The sequence below is a fragment of the Solirubrobacter deserti genome (genome assembly GCF_027587175.1).
Lineage (GTDB): Bacteria > Actinomycetota > Thermoleophilia > Solirubrobacterales > Solirubrobacteraceae > Solirubrobacter > Solirubrobacter deserti.
The window spans coordinates 84,298-101,133 of sequence record NZ_JAPCID010000022.1 but is presented as its reverse complement, the minus strand read 5'-3'; the positions used below and the strand labels follow the sequence as shown (position 1 = coordinate 101,133).

The 16,836-nt window shown below is 70.1% G+C and carries 17 protein-coding genes; 9 read left to right on the top strand and 8 right to left on the bottom strand.

The genetic code is table 11. The features are described from left to right. Positions 1 to 16 precede the first annotated feature (16 nt). Genes OJ962_RS17065 through OJ962_RS17055 form a run of 3 tightly spaced genes read right to left on the bottom strand, consistent with a single transcriptional unit; the run spans position 17 to position 2,494 of the window. On the bottom strand, positions 17 to 730 hold the full coding sequence (locus OJ962_RS17065; RefSeq protein ID WP_202956753.1) for an AIM24 family protein: 714 nt from the start codon (positions 728 to 730) through the stop codon (positions 17 to 19). Positions 731 to 780: 50 nt separating this feature from the next. Continuing rightward, positions 781 to 1,983: a type IV pilus twitching motility protein PilT gene (locus OJ962_RS17060; RefSeq protein WP_202956752.1), complete on the bottom strand. Its 1,203-nt coding sequence runs from the start codon at positions 1,981 to 1,983 to the stop codon at positions 781 to 783. 10 nt (positions 1,984 to 1,993) lie between these two features. Continuing rightward, positions 1,994 to 2,494, bottom strand: coding sequence for a MarR family winged helix-turn-helix transcriptional regulator (locus OJ962_RS17055; protein WP_238932062.1), 501 nt, complete (start codon positions 2,492 to 2,494; stop codon positions 1,994 to 1,996). Positions 2,495 to 2,500: 6 nt separating this feature from the next. On the opposite strand from OJ962_RS17055, the gene OJ962_RS17050 reads away from it, so the two are divergent. Continuing rightward, positions 2,501 to 2,869 carry a nuclear transport factor 2 family protein gene (locus OJ962_RS17050; RefSeq protein WP_202956750.1) on the top strand — a complete coding sequence of 123 codons (369 nt, stop codon included), beginning with the start codon at positions 2,501 to 2,503 and terminating at the stop codon, positions 2,867 to 2,869. A 43-nt stretch (positions 2,870 to 2,912) separates the two neighbouring features. Here OJ962_RS17050 and OJ962_RS17045 read toward each other — a convergent pair whose 3' ends face one another. Beyond that, complete coding sequence (locus tag OJ962_RS17045; RefSeq protein WP_202956749.1) at positions 2,913 to 4,013, bottom strand: sigma-70 family RNA polymerase sigma factor; 1,101 nt, start codon at positions 4,011 to 4,013, stop codon at positions 2,913 to 2,915. A 258-nt stretch (positions 4,014 to 4,271) separates the two neighbouring features. On the opposite strand from OJ962_RS17045, the gene OJ962_RS17040 reads away from it, so the two are divergent. Then, positions 4,272 to 4,616 (top strand): hypothetical protein, encoded by a 345-nt coding sequence (locus tag OJ962_RS17040; RefSeq protein WP_202956748.1) that lies wholly within the window; start codon positions 4,272 to 4,274, stop codon positions 4,614 to 4,616. Positions 4,617 to 4,846: 230 nt separating this feature from the next. Here OJ962_RS17040 and OJ962_RS17035 read toward each other — a convergent pair whose 3' ends face one another. Further along, entirely contained in the window at positions 4,847 to 5,668 is an 822-nt protein-coding gene (locus tag OJ962_RS17035; protein ID WP_202956747.1) for a DICT sensory domain-containing protein, read from the bottom strand. A 77-nt stretch (positions 5,669 to 5,745) separates the two neighbouring features. Here OJ962_RS17035 and OJ962_RS17030 point away from each other — a divergent pair, with 77 nt between their 5' ends. Then, on the top strand, positions 5,746 to 6,603 hold the full coding sequence (locus OJ962_RS17030) for an NAD(P)H-binding protein (RefSeq protein ID WP_202956746.1): 858 nt from the start codon (positions 5,746 to 5,748) through the stop codon (positions 6,601 to 6,603). Further along, positions 6,600 to 7,343 carry a hypothetical protein gene (locus OJ962_RS17025; protein ID WP_202956745.1) on the top strand — a complete coding sequence of 248 codons (744 nt, stop codon included), beginning with the start codon at positions 6,600 to 6,602 and terminating at the stop codon, positions 7,341 to 7,343. Before OJ962_RS17030 ends, OJ962_RS17025 begins: the two co-directional genes overlap by 4 nt. On the opposite strand, the gene OJ962_RS17020 is transcribed toward OJ962_RS17025, so the two are convergent. Together OJ962_RS17020 and glpX are read right to left on the bottom strand one after the other, a co-directional pair. Continuing rightward, positions 7,258 to 8,256: an alpha/beta hydrolase gene (locus OJ962_RS17020; protein ID WP_202956744.1), complete on the bottom strand. Its 999-nt coding sequence runs from the start codon at positions 8,254 to 8,256 to the stop codon at positions 7,258 to 7,260. The genes OJ962_RS17025 and OJ962_RS17020 overlap by 86 nt on opposite strands. Further along, positions 8,253 to 9,257: a class II fructose-bisphosphatase gene (gene glpX / locus OJ962_RS17015; protein WP_202956743.1), complete on the bottom strand. Its 1,005-nt coding sequence runs from the start codon at positions 9,255 to 9,257 to the stop codon at positions 8,253 to 8,255. Before glpX ends, OJ962_RS17020 begins: the two co-directional genes overlap by 4 nt. Positions 9,258 to 9,284: 27 nt before the next feature. On the opposite strand from glpX, the gene OJ962_RS17010 reads away from it, so the two are divergent. From OJ962_RS17010 to OJ962_RS16995, 4 genes are read left to right on the top strand one after another with little or no spacing between them, the layout of a single operon-like run. Further along, positions 9,285 to 9,851: a DNA-3-methyladenine glycosylase I gene (locus OJ962_RS17010; RefSeq protein ID WP_202956742.1), complete on the top strand. Its 567-nt coding sequence runs from the start codon at positions 9,285 to 9,287 to the stop codon at positions 9,849 to 9,851. Further along, on the top strand, positions 9,835 to 10,551 hold the full coding sequence (locus OJ962_RS17005; RefSeq protein ID WP_202956741.1) for a RibD family protein: 717 nt from the start codon (positions 9,835 to 9,837) through the stop codon (positions 10,549 to 10,551). Before OJ962_RS17010 ends, OJ962_RS17005 begins: the two co-directional genes overlap by 17 nt. 12 nt (positions 10,552 to 10,563) lie before the next feature. Next, on the top strand, positions 10,564 to 12,081 hold the full coding sequence (locus OJ962_RS17000; RefSeq protein ID WP_270006492.1) for an Ig-like domain-containing protein: 1,518 nt from the start codon (positions 10,564 to 10,566) through the stop codon (positions 12,079 to 12,081). Between the two features lie 10 nt (positions 12,082 to 12,091). Continuing rightward, on the top strand, positions 12,092 to 12,835 hold the full coding sequence (locus OJ962_RS16995; protein ID WP_202956739.1) for an SDR family oxidoreductase: 744 nt from the start codon (positions 12,092 to 12,094) through the stop codon (positions 12,833 to 12,835). On the opposite strand, the gene OJ962_RS16990 is transcribed toward OJ962_RS16995, so the two are convergent. Beyond that, on the bottom strand, positions 12,832 to 13,977 hold the full coding sequence (locus OJ962_RS16990; protein ID WP_270006491.1) for a hypothetical protein: 1,146 nt from the start codon (positions 13,975 to 13,977) through the stop codon (positions 12,832 to 12,834). The genes OJ962_RS16995 and OJ962_RS16990 overlap by 4 nt on opposite strands. 559 nt (positions 13,978 to 14,536) lie before the next feature. Between OJ962_RS16990 and lon the strand changes: the two genes are divergently transcribed. Then, complete coding sequence (gene lon, locus OJ962_RS16985; protein ID WP_202956736.1) at positions 14,537 to 16,819, top strand: endopeptidase La; 2,283 nt, start codon at positions 14,537 to 14,539, stop codon at positions 16,817 to 16,819. Positions 16,820 to 16,836 lie beyond the last annotated feature (17 nt).

Below are 16,836 nucleotides of genomic sequence, written 5' to 3'. Positions count from 1 at the left end.
CGACGGAACCCCGGGGTCAGGAGTTCAGGAGGCCGCCCAGGCCGCCCTGCTGGCCCTGCTGCTGCGCCACGCCCTGCACCTGGCCCTCCGACGGCTGCACGAGCACCCAGCCCTGGCCGGAGAACGCCATCTGGAACGTCTCGCCCGAGCCGCGGCCGATCAGGTTCTTCATCTTGAAGTCGGTGCGGATGCCGGTCTGGACGCCGCTGGACCACGTGATCGCGGCCTGCGCGTCGGCGAACGTCGGCGCAGCTGCGACGTTGAGCAGCACCGGCGGGCCGTCGGAGAGGATCGCGACCCAGCCCGTCCCGTGCAGGGCGAGGTTGTACATGCCCTGACCGCCCATCATCGAGCCCGCGCCCTCGACGCGGCGGATGTCCCAGTCGATCCCGGTGTCGAACGCGAGCAGGTTCGGGCCGTTGACCGTGATCATGTCGTTCTCGAGGTAGATCAGGTGGATGTCCTGCGCCTGATCGGCCAGGAACACCTCGCCCCGGCCCGTGACCTTCATCAGCTGCACGCCTTCGCCGGTGACGGCCTTCTTGAGCATGCGCCCGAGGCCACCCGAGCCGGCGTGCTCGAACGTGACATCACCCTGGTAGGCGACCATCGAGCCGAGCTTGGCCTGAATGGTGACCGCTTCAAGGCGAACTTTCAGGAGCTTCGAGTTCTGAAGCGCGAAGGCGTCCTGCGATTGCGTCTCATTGAACTGCCCGAGCGTGGTCTGCATGGGCGCAAGCCTAAGCGACCTGCGCCCGTGCGAGTGGCGGGTAGCCGTACTCAGTAACGGACGCCAGGCGGAGGTGCGCTCGGCGGCGGCGGCGCGGACGGCGACGCCGACGCGGGCACCGCGACCGGGGCCGGTTCCGGCTCGGACGCGGGCTGCGCGACGATGTGCTCCGACAGCGGACCCTCGGCCGCGACCATCAGCTTGAAGTCGTGCGGCGAGGTGGCCGACTGCATGGCCTCCTGGTAGGTGATCCGGCCGGCGCGCAGGTGCTTGAGCAGGTGCTGGTCGAAGGTCTGCATCCCGTAGTAGCCGCCCTCGGCGACGACCTCGGGGAGCTGACCCGTGAGCTTCGGGTCCAGGATCATGTCGTGGACGCGGCCGGTCATGACCATGATCTCGCAGCACGCGACGCGGCCCTGGCCGTCGACGGTGCGCACGAGGCGCTGGGAGACGATGCCCTTCAGCGTGCCGGCGATCATCGCGCGCGCCTGCTGCTGCTGATGGGGCGGGAAGAAGTCGATGATGCGGTTGACCGTCTCCGGCGCGTCGACCGTGTGCAGCGTGCTGAGCACGAGGTGGCCGGTCTCCGCCGCGGACAGCGCGGTGTGGACCGTCTCCTCGTCGCGCATCTCGCCGACCAGGATCACGTCCGGGTCCTGGCGCAGCACGCGCCGCAGGGCGCGCTTGAACGACGCCGTGTCCTGCCCGACCTCACGCTGGTTGATGATGCAGTTGCGGTCGCGGTGCAGGAACTCGATCGGGTCCTCGATCGTGACGATGTGCTTCTTCATCGTCCGGTTCATGTGGTCGATCATCGCCGCGAGCGTCGTCGACTTGCCGGAGCCCGTCGTGCCGGTGAGCAGGATGATCCCGCGCTCCTGGTTGGCCAGCGTCGTGACCGCCTCAGGGAGCCCGAGCTCGTCGACGGACTTGATCACGACCGGGATCGCGCGCATCACGATCGACACGCTGCCGCGCTGCAGGAAGGCGTTGACGCGGAACCGGCCGAGCCCTTCGACCGAGTAGGAGAAGTCGACCTCGTTCTCGGCCTCGAACTCCGCGACCTTCTCGGGATCGAGCAGCATCTGCGCGAGGGCCTGGCGCGTGTCCTCGGGGTAGAGGCGCTCCGTGCCCGCGATCGGCTCCAGGTGGCCGTGCAGGCGGATCAGCGGGTACGAGGGGACCTTGAGGTGGAGGTCCGATCCTTCAGCCGCGATGAGATAGCGCAGCGCGTGGTCGAGATCGAAAGCCATACGTGGGGTTTCATCGGCCCTCCCCGAGAAGGCCTTGAGCACTGCGTACCCGTCTGGACGTGACCGCTTGCATCGCGTTCCTTGATTCAAGGGCGGCTTGCAACGTTGTGGCGGCCTCCCGCACTCGATCCTCGCCGAGCGCGGCGGCGAGCTCGGCGTTGACGCTGCGGCGGGCGGCGCGGCTCGCCTCGACGGCGGCGCGTCCGCGCTCGCTGAGGGCGAGCAGCCGCACACGGGCGTCATCCGGGCTCGGCGTGCGTTCGACGTAGCCGAGCGCCGCGAGCTCCCGGACCGCCTTGGAGATCGCCTGAGAGGTGACGCCGAGGTTCTCGGCCACCTCGCCGACGGCGCGCGGGCGCTCGACGAGCTGCTGGAACAGGAAGCCGTGGGCGTAGCGCAGGTCGGGATGGTCAGCCTGCAACGTCGCGAGCAGCTCGGCGTTGAGCGTCTCGGCCAGCAGCTGCACCCAGAGCACGAGATCGTTGTCATGTAACCCTAGTTGTGTAACCATGATCGCATGATACTCGACGACTTCTTTGCGGCGGCCGAGACGTTCGACGAGGACGCGCTGGCGCGCGTGCTGCACCCCGAGGCGCGGATCTCCGAGATGCCGAACGCGATCAACCGCAACGGGAGCGAGCGCGACGTCACGGCGGCGCGTGAGGCGTTCGCGCGCGGCAAAGGCCTACTGGCGCGCCAGAGCTACGACGTGCACGAGGTGGTCGAGGCCGGCGACACGATCGCCGCCCGCGTGACCTGGCGCGGGACGTTGGCCGCGAACGGGCAGGAGCTCACGGCGCACATCGCCACGTTCACGCAGGTGCGTGACGGAAGGATCTTCCGTCACGCGACCTACGACTGCTACGCCCCGTTCACCACCGAATAGGTCGGATGATCGGGGTGGGGCGGTGGGGCTGCCCCGATTTCGTTTACGCGACGTCGCGAAGCTTTTGCGCCTCGGCGAGGCTCTGCAGCTTCTTCAGCGACTGATTCTCGATCTGGCGGATGCGCTCGCGCGTCACGTTGAACGTGCGCCCGACCTCGTCGAGCGTGCGCGGGTGCTCCCCGCCGAGGCCGTACCGCAGCTCGAGCACGCGCCGCTCGCGGTAGGACAGGTTCTCCAGCGCCTCACGCAGGGCTTCCTTGGTGAGGATCTCCGCCGCGCGCTCGTACGGGGACTCCGCACGCTCGTCGGCAATGAACTGGCCGAACTCGGACTCCTCCTCGTCGCCGACCGGCTTCTCGAGCGAGACCGGCGCCTGGGCGGAGCGCTTGATCGAATCGACTTCCTCGGGATCGATGCCGGTGACTTCGGCGATCTCCTCCGGGGTGGGTTCACGGCCGAGCTCCGTCACGAGCTTGCGCTCGGCGCGGCCGATCTTGTTCAGCTTCTCCACCACGTGGACCGGGATGCGGATCGTGCGCGCCTTGTCGGCCAGCGCGCGGGCGATCGCCTGGCGGATCCACCACGTGGCGTAGGTCGAGAACTTGAAGCCCTTGCGGTAGTCGAACTTCTCCGCCGCGCGAACGAGACCGAGCGTCCCCTCCTGGATCAGGTCCAGGAACGGCAGGCCTTGGTTGCGGTAGTTCTTCGCGATGGAGACGACGAGCCGCAGGTTGGACTCGACCATCTTCTGCTTGGCGTCGAGATCGCCGCGCTCGATCCGGCGGGCGAGGTCGACCTCTTCCTGCGCCGTGAGCAGGCGGACCTTGCCGATGTCCTTCAGGAACAGCTGAAGGGAGTCGGTGGTCATGTCCGGCTTCAAGTCGATCGTCGTCTTCGACTTGCGCCGGCCGCGCTTGTCAGGAGCGCGGTCCTCCTGTCCGGCGGCAAGGGCGGGATCGATCTCTTCGACGAGCTCGATCTCTGACTTCTCAAGGAAGGCGTGCAGCTCCTCGACGTCCGACTCGTCCAGGTCCATCTCGGAGACCGCGGACGTAATCTCGGCGAACGTCAGGACGCCTACCTGCTGGCCCTTGAGGATCAGTCCCTTGACTTCTTCGAGTTCCTGCAGATCCACAACTGACATGGAGGTCCCGTTCTAGCGAGGCTCCTGGGAGAGCCGGCCTTTCTGGATGATGTGCCTCGCGGCGGCTACAGGGGTAGAACACCTCCCCGGCGCTGCCGTTGCGGCTGAGTCTAGGCGCTGCTTTTGCCGACTTCCACCCGCAGTTGTCGCCGGTCGCATTTCCGGCCTGCGCTGCGCTGCGCGTAAGGCGGGGGTGTGGGACTGCTGCGAATGATAGTCCGCACTGACGCCGTGTCCACGCGTACACTCGGTGCGTCGATGCCGGACAGGACCACGAAAGCGAAGGCGAAGGCCCGAGCGAACGAGAACGGCGTCCTCGGTGCGCTGCCCCATTCGCGCCCGGATCGGCTCGGCGGGCCGCGTCACACGGGCTCGGAGCGGCGCCGCGCGCGTGCCGCGAAGCCGCGCGCCGTGCGGGCCGCGGCGCCGGAGCTCGAGCCGCGCCACGCGGTCCATCCTCCGCCCGAGCCGCTCGGCGCGCCCAAGGGCACCGAGCTCGTGACCACGGCGATCCGTGCCACGGGCGAGTTGGCGCAGATCGGCTTCGTCGTGGGCGGGAAGGTCTTGAAGCGGACGCTCGACCGGTTGCCGCGCCCGCGCTAGAAGTGCAGCTCGGGCGCGCGTGGCGGGCGTTGCCGGGTTCGGCGAGCACACCCGCTGGCCACGCGTCAAGCAATTCATGCCCCGGCGCCGGAATGCACGCTGCGGTGGTCGGGGATTGCTTGACCCGCGGCGGCGTGCGCGCTCTTGGGCTGGTCAGGCCGGCTGGCGCCGGCGCGCCCGAGCGCGGGCCAGCTCGATCGCGCCCTGTGCGCGGGGGGTTGTCGACGTGCTCAGCGCTGATCGAGGTGCGTGAGCATCCGGTTCGTCAGCGCCGTCAACGCCGGCGTCGGCGTCTCCACGGCCAGCGGCCGATCCGCCAGCAACCCCAGGACCCGCGCTGACCACTCCGGCACCCGCCGGGAAGCGAGTTGCCCGCCGACCTGGGCCGCGCGGCGCACGACCACCGGGTCCATGGTCCAGATCGCCTCGAAGATGCGCGCCTCCTGGTCGGGCGTCTCCCACGCGACCAGCGCGGCGGAGAAGCCTGGCGCGTCGACCACCACCGCCCACTCGTGGCCGAGGGCGTCGGCGTGACCGACGGGGATCTCGACGGGCTCGTCCTCCTGGCCCAGCCGGACGTCGTCGAAGGTGGCGAACACGCCCACGGCGTCGGCGACGCGCGCGATGCGGCGATAGCGATGCTCGACCGCGCGGTAGTTGTGCTCGTCCTGGAAGGAGCCGATCACGACCGGGCCGGCGGCGCGGGCGATCGTCTCCTCCTCGATCGACCGCGAGAGCGCGACGAGCGTGCGCTTGCTCAGGCGCTGCGGGCGAACCGGGTGATCGGCGGCGATCAGCGCGCCGAAGATCGACGGGGAGTCGGTGGTGCCCTCCAGGGAGCGGACGCGCTCCAGAGCAGCCGGGACGGACAGGCCGCGGTCGCGGAAGGCGATGACGCGCTTGATGGCGGCGACGTCGTCCTCGGAGTACACGCGGTACCCGGACGCGGTCCGGCCTGGCTCCGGAAAGCCGTAGCGTTGCTCCCACATGCGGATGGTCCCGGCGGCCACGCCGGTCTGTTCCGCCACGTCCTTGATCGCGAGCTTCTTCAAGAGGTCATTCCCCGACAAGCTACGGACGCGCGCCCGATACGGATTCTCCATGGACCAGCCGGGTAGCTCGTTGCCCGATGATCCTTGTCACTGGAGCCACCGGGTACGTCGGTTCACAGCTTGTCGACGAACTCCTTCAACGCGGTGAGCAAGTGCGCACGCTCAGCCGCCGCGGCGCGGGCAAGGGCGACGCGCGCAAGGGCGACGTGCTGTCGGGCCAGGGCCTGCCGGAGGCGCTCGAGGGCGTGGACGTCGCGTACTACCTCGTGCACTCGATGGGCGGCAAGGGCGGCAACTTCGCGGCCAAGGACCGCGAGGCGGCCGTCAACTTCGCCGAGGCGGCGGCGTCCGCGGGCGTCGAGCGCGTGATCTACCTCGGCGGGCTGGGCTCGGAGAACTCCGAGCACCTGCGCTCGCGCCACGAGGTTGCGAAGCTGCTGCGGGCACGCCTGGGGCACAAGGTCGTGTACGTGCGCGCGGCGATGATCATCGGCCCCGGCAGCGCGTCCTACGACATCCTCGAGCACCTCGTCAAGCGCCTGCCGGTGATGATCGTCCCGAAGTGGCTGGACACCAAGACGCAGCCGGTCGCCCTGCAGGACGTGATCTCCGCGCTCGCCGACCTGGCGCACACGGAGGACCCTCCCGAGGAGGTCCAGCTCGGCGGCGCCGACGTGTTGACCTATCGTGAGATGATGCGCCGCGCCGCCCCGCTGATGGGGCGCAGACCCCCGCTCGTCATCCGCGTCCCCGTGCTCACGCCCCGTCTGTCGTCCTACTGGGTCGCCCTTGTCACCCCGGTCGAGACAGGGCTCGTCAAACCGCTCGTGGACGGACTTGGCGCCGAGATGGTCGTCGAGCAGGCGCCGCCGCCCGGAATCAACGACGACCCGCTCGGCTTCGAGGACGCGGTACGTGTAGCGCTGAAGCGATGAAGCTGCTCAACCGCCAGGACGAGCGGCGGATCGCGAACGCGGTCATCGCCGACCCCGAAGAGCACACCGTGATGGACGAGACGGGCGCGGTCCGCTCGATCCAGGCGGCGAACGTCGAGATGCCCGAGGACGAGCTGCTCGCGCTGTGGAAGCCGATCAACCTCGAGCGGCTCGCCCGCACCTACTGGAAGTACCTGAGCCGGGTGACGCTCGGGATCATCCGCGTCACCTACACCGAGTCCGAACGGCTGGTCGTCGTCATCGGGCGCCCGTTCGTGCTGCTGCGGTTCCAGGCGCCCGAATACGAGATCGCCGACGGGCGCGGGATCGTGCAGTGGCAGATCCAGGACGGGCTGCTCGTCGCGCAGCGCAACGAGGGCTACCTGGAGATCGACGTCCGCCGCATCGAGTCCGACCGGCCGGGCTACGCGCGCATCCACGTCGAGGTCGAGATCGCGAACTTTTACCCGTCGATCGCCACCTGGGTCGCGCGCTGGGTCTACGTCAACACCCAGTCGCGCATCCACGTGCTCGTCACGCACGGCTTTCTGCGCTCGCTCGCCAGGCTGGAGCTCGAGGAGTCCGTCGTCGGCTCCTACGCCGACTCCAAGCCGACCAACGTCGGCGACACCCCGTGGCAGGGCGTCGCGGTGCTCACGCTGCTTGTAGGAGGGCTCTCGTCATACCTGCTGTCTCGACGAGCGCGGCGTGCGAAGAAGGGCTGGCGCCGATGGAGTTGATGAAGCCGTGGAAGAGCCCGCGGAAGCGGTGGGCGAGCACGTCCACGCCCGCGGCCCGCAGCGCGTCCGCGTAGGCCTCGCCTTCGTCGCGCAGCGGGTCGAAGCCGGCGGTGATGACCAGCGCACGGCTGGACTCGTGCAGCCGCGGCGACAGGATCGGCGAGTGCAGCGGGTTCGCCGGATCGGCGCCCTCGGGCAGGAAGTGACCCGCGTACCAGGTCATCAGTTCGTCGGTGAGGAAGAAGCCCTTGCCGAACAGGCGCCGGGACTCGCGCTCGCGCGTGACGTCCACCACCGGGTAGATGAGCAGCGCGAGCTCGGGGTCGTACTCGATCGCCAGCGTCGCGGCGAGGTTGCCGCCCGCGCTGTCGCCGCCCACCGCGAGCCGGTCGTGGCGCTCCGCCGCCCACTCGTACGCGCGCCGCGCGTCGTCGACGTAGGCCGGGAACGGGTGCTCGGGCGCCTTGCGGTACTCGACGCTGAGCACGTCCACGCCCGCGTGGCGGCAGAGCACGCGGCACGGCTGGTCGTGCGTGTCGAGGTCGCCGACCACGAAGCCTCCGCCGTGCAGGTACAGCAGCGTCGGCTTCTCACCGGGCTCGGCGTTCACGTACCGGCGCGCCGGCAGCCCGGCCACGCGCAGCTCCTCGACCGCCGCGACCGGGACCTTGCGCGGCCCGCCCGCGGTCGCCGCCTCCTCGCGGGTGAGCCGGCGCGCCTTCTCGACGCTCAGCCGCTCGTCATAGACCGGCTCGCCGAGGATCGGGCGCAGCGACAGCATGAGCTGCACGTCGGCCTCGAGCCGCTGGCCGTCGATGACGACGGGCGGCTTGCCCGACAACCGCCGCTGTACGCGCGCGGGCAAGCGCCCCAGGCGCGCCGCGATCGCGGCTTCGATGCGGTCGTCGATCACCCGTAGCGGTAGCCCGTCAGGGCGCGCAGCTTGTCGCGGTCGTGGCGGGAGGCGATCCGCCGCACCGTGCCCGAGCGCGAGCGCATCACCAGCGACTCCGTGGTCGCGCCGCGCGCGCCCTCGTAGTGCACGCCGCGCAGCACGTCGCCATCCGTCACGCCGGTGGCCGAGAAGAAGCAGTTCTCGCCCTTGACGAGGTCGTCGTGGGTCATCACCTTGGTGACGTCGTACCCCGCCGTTTCGGCCTTACTGCGCTCTTCGTCACTGTTCGGCCACAGGCGGCCGATCATGCCGCCGCCGTAGCACTTCAGTGCGGCCGCGGTGATCACGCCCTCGGGCGTGCCGCCGATGCCCCACAGCAGGTCGACGGGCCGGTTCGGGTCGGCCGCGAGCAGCGCTCCGGCGACATCGCCGTCGGTGATCAGGCGCACGCGCGCGCCCGCCTCGCGGATGGCCTGGATGCCCTCCTCGTGGCGCGGGCGGTCGAGCACGACGACCATCACGTCGCGCACCTCCACGCCCCGGCGCTCGGCCACGAGCTCGACCGTCTTGCCGAGCGGGCGGTCGAGGTCGAGCAGGTCCACGATCTCGTCGCGGCCGGCCATCTTCTCCATGTAGAAGACGGGGCCGGGATCGAACATCGTCCCGCGCTCGGACAGCGCGATCACCGACACCGCGTTCGGGCGGCCCTGGGCGGTCAGGCGCGTGCCGTCGAGCGGGTCGACCGCGATGTCCACGTGCGGCGGCGTGCCGTCGCCGACGACCTCGCCGTTGGCGAGCATCGGCGCCTCGTCCTTCTCCCCCTCGCCGATCACCACGATCCCGTCCATGTGGATCGTGTGCAGGACGGCGTGCATGCCGTCCACGGCCGCCTGGTCGGCCGCCTCCTTGTCGCCCATCCCGACGAAGCGCGCGGCCTGCAGCGCGGCGGCCTCGGTGACGCGCACGAGCTCGAGCGCGAGGTTGCGGTCCGGCGGCATGTCATCGCGAGGGGAGGCCATGCGCCGGAGGCTATAGCCTGCCGCCGCGTGAACGATGCGCTCGCTGAAGGGCCTGACGGGCGGCTGCGCTGCTGGTGGGGCGCGTCCTCGCCGGAGTACGTCGCCTACCACGACGACGAGTGGGGCCGGCCCGTGCGGGACAGCCGCGCGCTGTACGAGAAGCTGTGCCTGGAGGCGTTCCAGTCCGGGCTGTCCTGGATCACGATCCTGCGCAAGCGCGAGAGTTTCCGCGCGGCGTTCGCCGGGTTCGATCCGGCGGTGGTGGCTGAGTTCGGCGATGAGGACGTGGCGCGGCTGATGGCCGACGCGGGCATCGTCCGCAACCGCGCGAAGATCGAGGCGGCGATCGTCAACGCGCGCGCCGCGCTGACCGTCGACCTGGGCGAGCTGCTGTGGTCGTTCGCGCCTCCCGCTCGGCCCCGGCCGACCGATCGCGCCTCCGTTCCCGCCCTGACCGACGAGTCCACGGCGATGGCGAAGGAGCTCAAGCGGCGCGGCTTCAAGTTCGTCGGGCCGACCACCGCCTACGCGCTGATGCAGGCGTGCGGGCTGGTCGACGACCACATCGAAGGCTGCTGTGTTCCAGCGGCTTGACGCGGCGGGCGCGCCGCGGGAGGCGTCCTCGTGGCTGGCCGCGGCGGACCTCGGGTCGCTCGCGCGCTCCGAGCGGCCGCACGTGTTCTTCAACTTCGTCGGGACGCTGGACGGGCGCGCCGCGCTGGACGGGTCCACGAAGCCGCTCGGCGGCCCGGCCGACCTCGAGATGCTGCTCTCGTTGCGCGCCGCCGCCGACGCCGTGCTGATCGGCCCGGGCACCGTGCGCGCCGAGGGCTACGGGCGGCTCGTCGGGCCCAAGCGGCGGCCGACCTCGCCCCCGGCCGTCCTGCTCTCCCGCCGCTTCGACATCCCGTGGGAAGCGGGGCTGTTCGCGGCCGCCGACCAGCCCGTGATCGTCTACGGCCCGGCCGACGCGGGCGAACCGCCGGCGGGGATCGCCGCGCCGGTCGAGGTCGTCCGGCTGGACGAATGCACGCCCGCCCGCGCGCTCGCGGACCTGCGCGCACGGGGCGTCCGCGCGCTGCTCAGCGAGGGCGGCCCGACGCTGTTTCGGTCCCTGCTCGTCGACCAGCTGGTCGACGAGCTGTTCCTCACGTTGACGCCGGTGATCACCGGTGACGAGGCCGAGCTGTCGATCGTCAGCGGCGGCCGGCTGCCGGATCTCGCCCGGTTCTCACTGCGTTGGATCCTGCGCAGCGAGGACGAACTGTTCCTGCGTTACGCGTTCGCTCGCTAAATTCGGAGGTCGATGGTGCGGCGGGTACTGGTGTTGATGCTGCTTTCGCTCGCGGCCCCTTCGGCCGCGCACGCGGCGACGCTCACCGTGACGGGCGGCGAGCTCCGTTACGTGGCGCAGGCCGGGACGGTGAGCAACGTGACGATCACCCAGTCCGGGTCGTCGGTCACGATCAGGCGTGGCCCACAGGACGACGACGCGTTGGTCACGAACTCCGCGTGCTCGCCGTCGACGGACACCGAGATCACGTGTTTCTCGATCGTGCGGCTGGCCTTTGAGCTCGGTGACCGGAGCGACCGCGTCACGGCGACCACCGACAGCCCCGTGGGACTGAACGTCCTCGTGCCAATGACGGTGACCGGCGGCGAGGGCAGCGACGCCATCGACACGGGCTTCGGCAACGACACCGTCGACGGTGGCCTCGGCGACGACGAGATCGATTCTGGGCCGGGCAACGACGTGTTGCGTGGCGGCGACGGCAATGACGCGCTCGCGCCGAACACCGGCACGGACGGGGTCAGCGGCGGCGAAGGCATCGACTCCGTGACCTATGGCCTTCGCGACGTCCCGACCTTCACGCTGGACGCCCAGGCGAATGACGGTGAGCCGAACGAGAACGATCTGATCGGTGTCGACGTCGAGAATGTCGAAGGCTCCGCTCGCAACAACGGCGTCGTCGCGATCACCGGCGACGGTCGCGCGAACCATCTCGAGGTCACTGCCGGCCGGGGCGTGCTCGTCGGGAACGAAGGCCCCGACGTCCTCGAGGGTGGCGCGTCCGACGACACCATCAACGCCCGCGACAGCTCGCCCGACACCGTGATCTGCGCCGGCGGCGTCGACACCGTGCTCGCCGACACGCTCGACCTCGTCGCGCCCGGGTGCGAGAACGTCTCCGTGCAGGCCTCGCCCGGCGGGCCGTTCGACGACCGCGCGCCGGGCGTCACGTGGTCGGCGCCGGAGACCGCCGCCGCGCTGAACCCGAACCGGGCCACGACGCTGCGCGTGGACGCGTCCGACGACCGGGGACTGGCGAAGGTGCAGTTCCTCGACGACGACCGGCTCATCTGTGAGGACTTCGCGGCTCCGTTCGAGTGCGCGTTCCAGCCGCGCGGCGGGGACGTCGGTCGCAACACGCTGATCGCGATCGCCGTCGACACGGCCGGCCAGACGACGAGCGTCGTGCGGCCGGTGACCGTGCGGCGGTTCACCCCGGCGGCACTCAGCCTCTCGCTGCGCCCGAGCCGCGACCGGCGCGCGCCGTACTCCTTCCGCGCCACGGGCTCGCTGCGGCGCCCCGGCGTGGTCGCGCCGTCCCAGGGCTGCACCGGCCGCGTCGTCATCTCGGCCAAGCGCGGCTCGAAGACCGTCTCAACGACCCGCACTCCCCTCACCCGCACATGCGACTACGCCGTGACGGTGCGCTTCCGCACGCGCGTCTCGAGCCGCGTCCGCCTGGTCGCGAAGTTCGAGGGCAACGAAGTGCTCTCGTCACGCTCGGCGCCCGGCCGCACCGCCCGCCTGGGCTAGCGTCCAGCGGATGGACATAGAGGGAGTGAACGCACTCGTCGCGGGCGGGGCGTCGGGCCTGGGCGCCGCGACCGCCCGCGCGCTGCACGCCAGGGGCGCGAACGTCACCATCGCCGATCTGAACGCGGACGTCGGCCAGGCGCTCGCCGACGAACTGGGCGCGCGATTCGTGCGCGCCGACGTGACCGACGCCGCCCAGGTCGAGGCCGCGATCCCCGACGGCCTGCGCATCAGCGTCGTCTGCGCCGGCATCGGCCACGCCGAGAAGGTCGCGGGCCGCAAGGGCGCGCACGCGCTGGACGCGTTCGAGCGCGTGATCCGCGTGAACCTGATCGGCACCTTCAACGTGCTCCGGCTCGCCGCCAACACGATGCTGGCCAACGAGCCCGACGAGCGGGGCGAGCGCGGCGTCCACATCAGCACGGCCTCGATCGCCGCCTACGACGGCCAGATCGGCCAGACCGCCTACTCGGCCTCCAAGGGCGGGATCGTCGGCCTCACCCTCCCCGCCGCCCGCGACCTCGCGCAGAGCGGCATCCGCGTGTGCGCGATCGCCCCGGGCCTGTTCGACACCCCGCTGCTCGCCGGACTGCCGGAGGAGGCGCGCCTCGCGCTCGAAGCGGGCGTCCCGTTCCCCTCGCGGCTCGGCCGCCCGGACGAGTACGCCGCGCTCGCGCTGCACATCGTCGAGAACCAGATGCTCAACGGCGAGGTCATCCGCATCGACGGTGCCCTCCGCATGCCACCTCGTTAAGGCCGTACGAGCACCTCGACGATCTTTGAGGTCCCCGGGGCATACGGGAGGTCGGGATCGGCCCGCACGACCGCGCGGAACCGGTAGCGGGTTCTCACACTGGTGTTGGTGAAGCGGTAGCTCGCGGCGAACCGGCCTCGCCGCAAGGCGGCGGTGCGGAACGGCACCCACTTGCGTCCCGCACGCGCCTGTAGCTCGACGCGCACACCAGGCGCCGTCGCCCCGGGGATGGAGCCGCGGAACTTGACGGATCGCCCGTTGCGCGTCTTCGACGGCGTCGCGCGCAGCCTCAAGGGCGCACGCACGTTGACCTCGGCGATCGCCTCGGAGGCCCCGTACCGGATCCGGTAGACGCGAGACGGCCCGGGTCCCACCGGAACCGAGAAGCGTCCTGAGGAGTCAGTGACTGCCGTTTCGAGCTGGGTGAACGTCGTCCCGTCTGCGTTGACGCGCCATGCGACTTCGACGGCAGCATCCGGGAGAGGAGCGTCGTCAAGGCCGTCCACACTGCCTTCGAGGTGAGCTCTTGCTCCGTAGACGACTTGTAGGGTTGCCTTGCGCAAGGACACCCGTCCCGGGACGGTACGACGCTCCGTGGACTGGTGGTTCTTGGTAACAACTGCAACCGGCCCGACGCTGGTTCGGTTCCCGGCGACGTCGACGAGCCGGAGCTCGAGGTTATGCGCACCGTCCGCGAATGCTCGCGTATCGACGGGGACCATGACACGACCCGTGGTGGGACATGGAACCGGCGCGACGTGAGGCTTCACGCAGGCGAGGTCACCCACGTCGACGCGCCGATGGACCACGCCGTCGACCAGCAGTTCTGCACCCTGAACTCCGCCTCCACGGTCGACAAAGTCGGCCGACACGCTCAAGCTCCCGGAAAGCGGCCGGGTCGGACCAATCGTCGAGAGATCCGAGCGTGTCACCGTCGGCATCCACACGTCTCGAAGCACCACGTCGAGCCGCTCGACAGCCGCTGTGGTCGTTGTTTCGGGGTGGCACTCGCCCTCGGTTTCCTCCCCACATCTCAATTCGAAGCCGAGATGAGACCCGTTGAGGTTCGTCAGCTCTCTCCATTGGAACCCGTTAGCGGGGGTTGATCCACACCACGGGACCGAAACCCTTGAGATGCCCATCAACCCGCCACCCGCCCCAGAAGCCGCTGCCCGCGACGAACCCGTACGAGCGCAGCGCCGCGACGGTCAAGTCCTCAGGTGCGTCCCACAGCCACGACACGACGAACGGTAGACCGCCGAGCCGCATCCCGTCGGCGGTGAGGCCAAATGAACCACCAGCCGTCCCGCATGTGTCCGCGAACATCCAGTCGGCGTTCCGCGACTTGCGCCAACCGCTCAGCGGGACCGGTCCTCTCTCCGTCGAGCACATTGAGACGACGTACGTGCCCGGCGGGTCCGCGGCTCCCGCTACATCGCTCATCCCACACAGGCACGCCGCAAGCATCAGCGGCAGCACGCAAGTCCGGCGAATCATGCCCTGCATAGGCCCTCCATCGAAAAGTTCTCCCCCCTGCGGGCCGAGCAGTGTCTCTCGATTTCGGTGTCGACGCAACCCAGTACTTGGCTCGCTAGATTTGAGCTTGCCGGACTGAGATCTTGTTGTGGCCCCCGTGTGAGCCTGGTACTCTTGCAGTCACCTACCCAAGGTAAGTTGCTACAGAAAGTGAAGCCACACGCCATGACATCGCTCCTGCTCGTCCCGCTGGACGACACGGTGGTCTTCCCCACCATGGATGTGACGCTTCCCGTCCGCGTGGGCGACGAGGAGCGCGTGCTGCTCGTTCCGCGCCACGAGGGCGAGTTCGCGAAGGTCGGCACCATCGCCGAGGTCACCGATCACGTCCGACTTCCGGGTGGCGGCCGCGCCGTCTCCCTCTCCGGCGTGGGTCGCGGCGTCGCCGGCGCCGCCCACACCGATTCGCTCGGCCGCCTCATGGTCGAGGTCGAAGAGCACTACGACGACGTGCCGGTCGACGGCGCGACGCGCAACCTCGAGCGCGAGTACCGCGCGATCATCGAGGAGATCCTCGAGCTGCGCGGCGCCGACGCGCGCATCGCCGAGTTCCTGCGGGCCATCGGCGATCCCGGCCCGCTCGCCGACACCATCGGCTACGCGCCCGACGTCTCCTTCGAGGACAAGCTCAAGGCCCTCGAGACGCTCGACGTGACCGAGCGCCTCCAGCTCGTGGTCGACCTCCAGCGCGAGCGCCTGGTCGATCTCCAGTTGCGCAAGAAGATCCGCGAGGACGTGCAGTCCGGCGCGGACAAGCAGCAGCGCGAGTACGTGCTGCGCAAGCAGATGGAGTCCATCCAGCGCGAGCTGGGTGAGGACGGCGCCTCGGTCGCCGAGGAGTACCGCCGCAAGATCGCCGAAGCCGGCATGCCCGACTCCGTCAAGGAGCAGGCCGAGAAGGAGCTCGCGCGCCTGGAGCGCATGGGCGAGCAGTCCGGCGAGGCGTCGATGATCCGCACGTACCTCGACTGGCTGATCGCGGTGCCGTGGAGCAAGACCTCCGACGAGAAGCTCGACCCCGAGGCCGCGCGCGAGGTGCTCGACGCCGACCACGCGGGGCTCGAGGACGTCAAGGACCGCATCACGGAGTACCTGGCGGTCAAGAAGCTGCGCGAGGAGCGCGGCATCAAGGAGGACAAGCGCTCCGGCGCCATCCTCACGCTGATCGGCCCGCCCGGCACCGGCAAGACCTCGATCGGCGAGTCGATCGCCCGCGCGACCGGCCGCGAGTTCGTGCGCATGAGCCTCGGCGGCGTCCGCGACGAGGCCGAGATCCGCGGCCACCGCCGCACGTACATCGGCGCGCTCCCGGGCCGCCTGGTGCGCGCGCTGCGCGACGCGGGGACCATGAACCCGGTGATCATGCTCGACGAGGTCGACAAGGTCGGCGCCGACTGGCGCGGCGACCCGAGCGCGGCCCTGCTCGAGGTGCTCGACCCGGCGCAGAACCACAGCTTCCGCGACCACTACCTGGACGTGGAGCTCGACCTCTCGCAGGTCATGTTCATCGCCACCGCGAACGTCGCGGAATCGATCCCCGGACCGCTCCTGGACCGTATGGAGGTCATCCGCTTCGACGGCTACACCGTGGCTGAGAAGACCGCCATCGCCCGCGGCTACCTGTGGCCGCGCCAGCGCGAGCGCAACGGCCTGCTCGAGGAGGAGGTCTCGATCACCGACGAGCTCCTGACGCAGGTCGTCATGGAGTACACGCGTGAGGCCGGCGTCCGCAACCTCGAGCGCGAGCTCGGCACCATCCTGCGCAAGACCGCGACGCAGATCGCGTCCGGGAAGGTGGAGGCGCCCGTGGCGATCAGCGAGCCGCTGATCCGCGACGCGCTCGGCCGCCAGAAGGTCTGGCAGGAGGCGGCGCTGCGCACGGCCGTCCCGGGCGTGGCCACGGGCCTCGCGGTGACCGGGATCGGAGGCGACGTCCTGTTCATCGAGGCCACGGCCATGAAGGGCAAGGACGGCCTCGTGCTCACCGGCCAGCTGGGCGACGTGATGAAGGAGTCGGCGCGGATCGCGCTCTCCTACGTCCGCGGCCACGCCGACGAGCTGCACATCCCCGAGGACGCGTTCGAGAACCGCGAGTTCCACGTGCACGTGCCCGCGGGCGCGATCCCGAAGGACGGCCCGTCCGCCGGCGTGACGATGGTCACGGCGCTGGCGAGCCTGCTCTCCGGGCGCCCCGTCAAGCACACCGTGGGCATGACCGGCGAGGTCACCCTGCAGGGCCGCGTGCTCCCGATCGGCGGCCTCAAGCAGAAGGTCCTGGCCGCGCACGCCGCGGGCCTGACGACCGTGATCCTCCCCGAGCGCAACCGCGGTGACCTCGACGACGTCCCGAAGGACGTCCGCGAGGCGATGAGCTTCCACCCGGTCGTGAGCATCGACGAGGTGCTCGAGCTGGCCCTGGAGCCTGCGCCGAATACGGTGGCTGTGTGACGGCAGCCTTCCGGCGC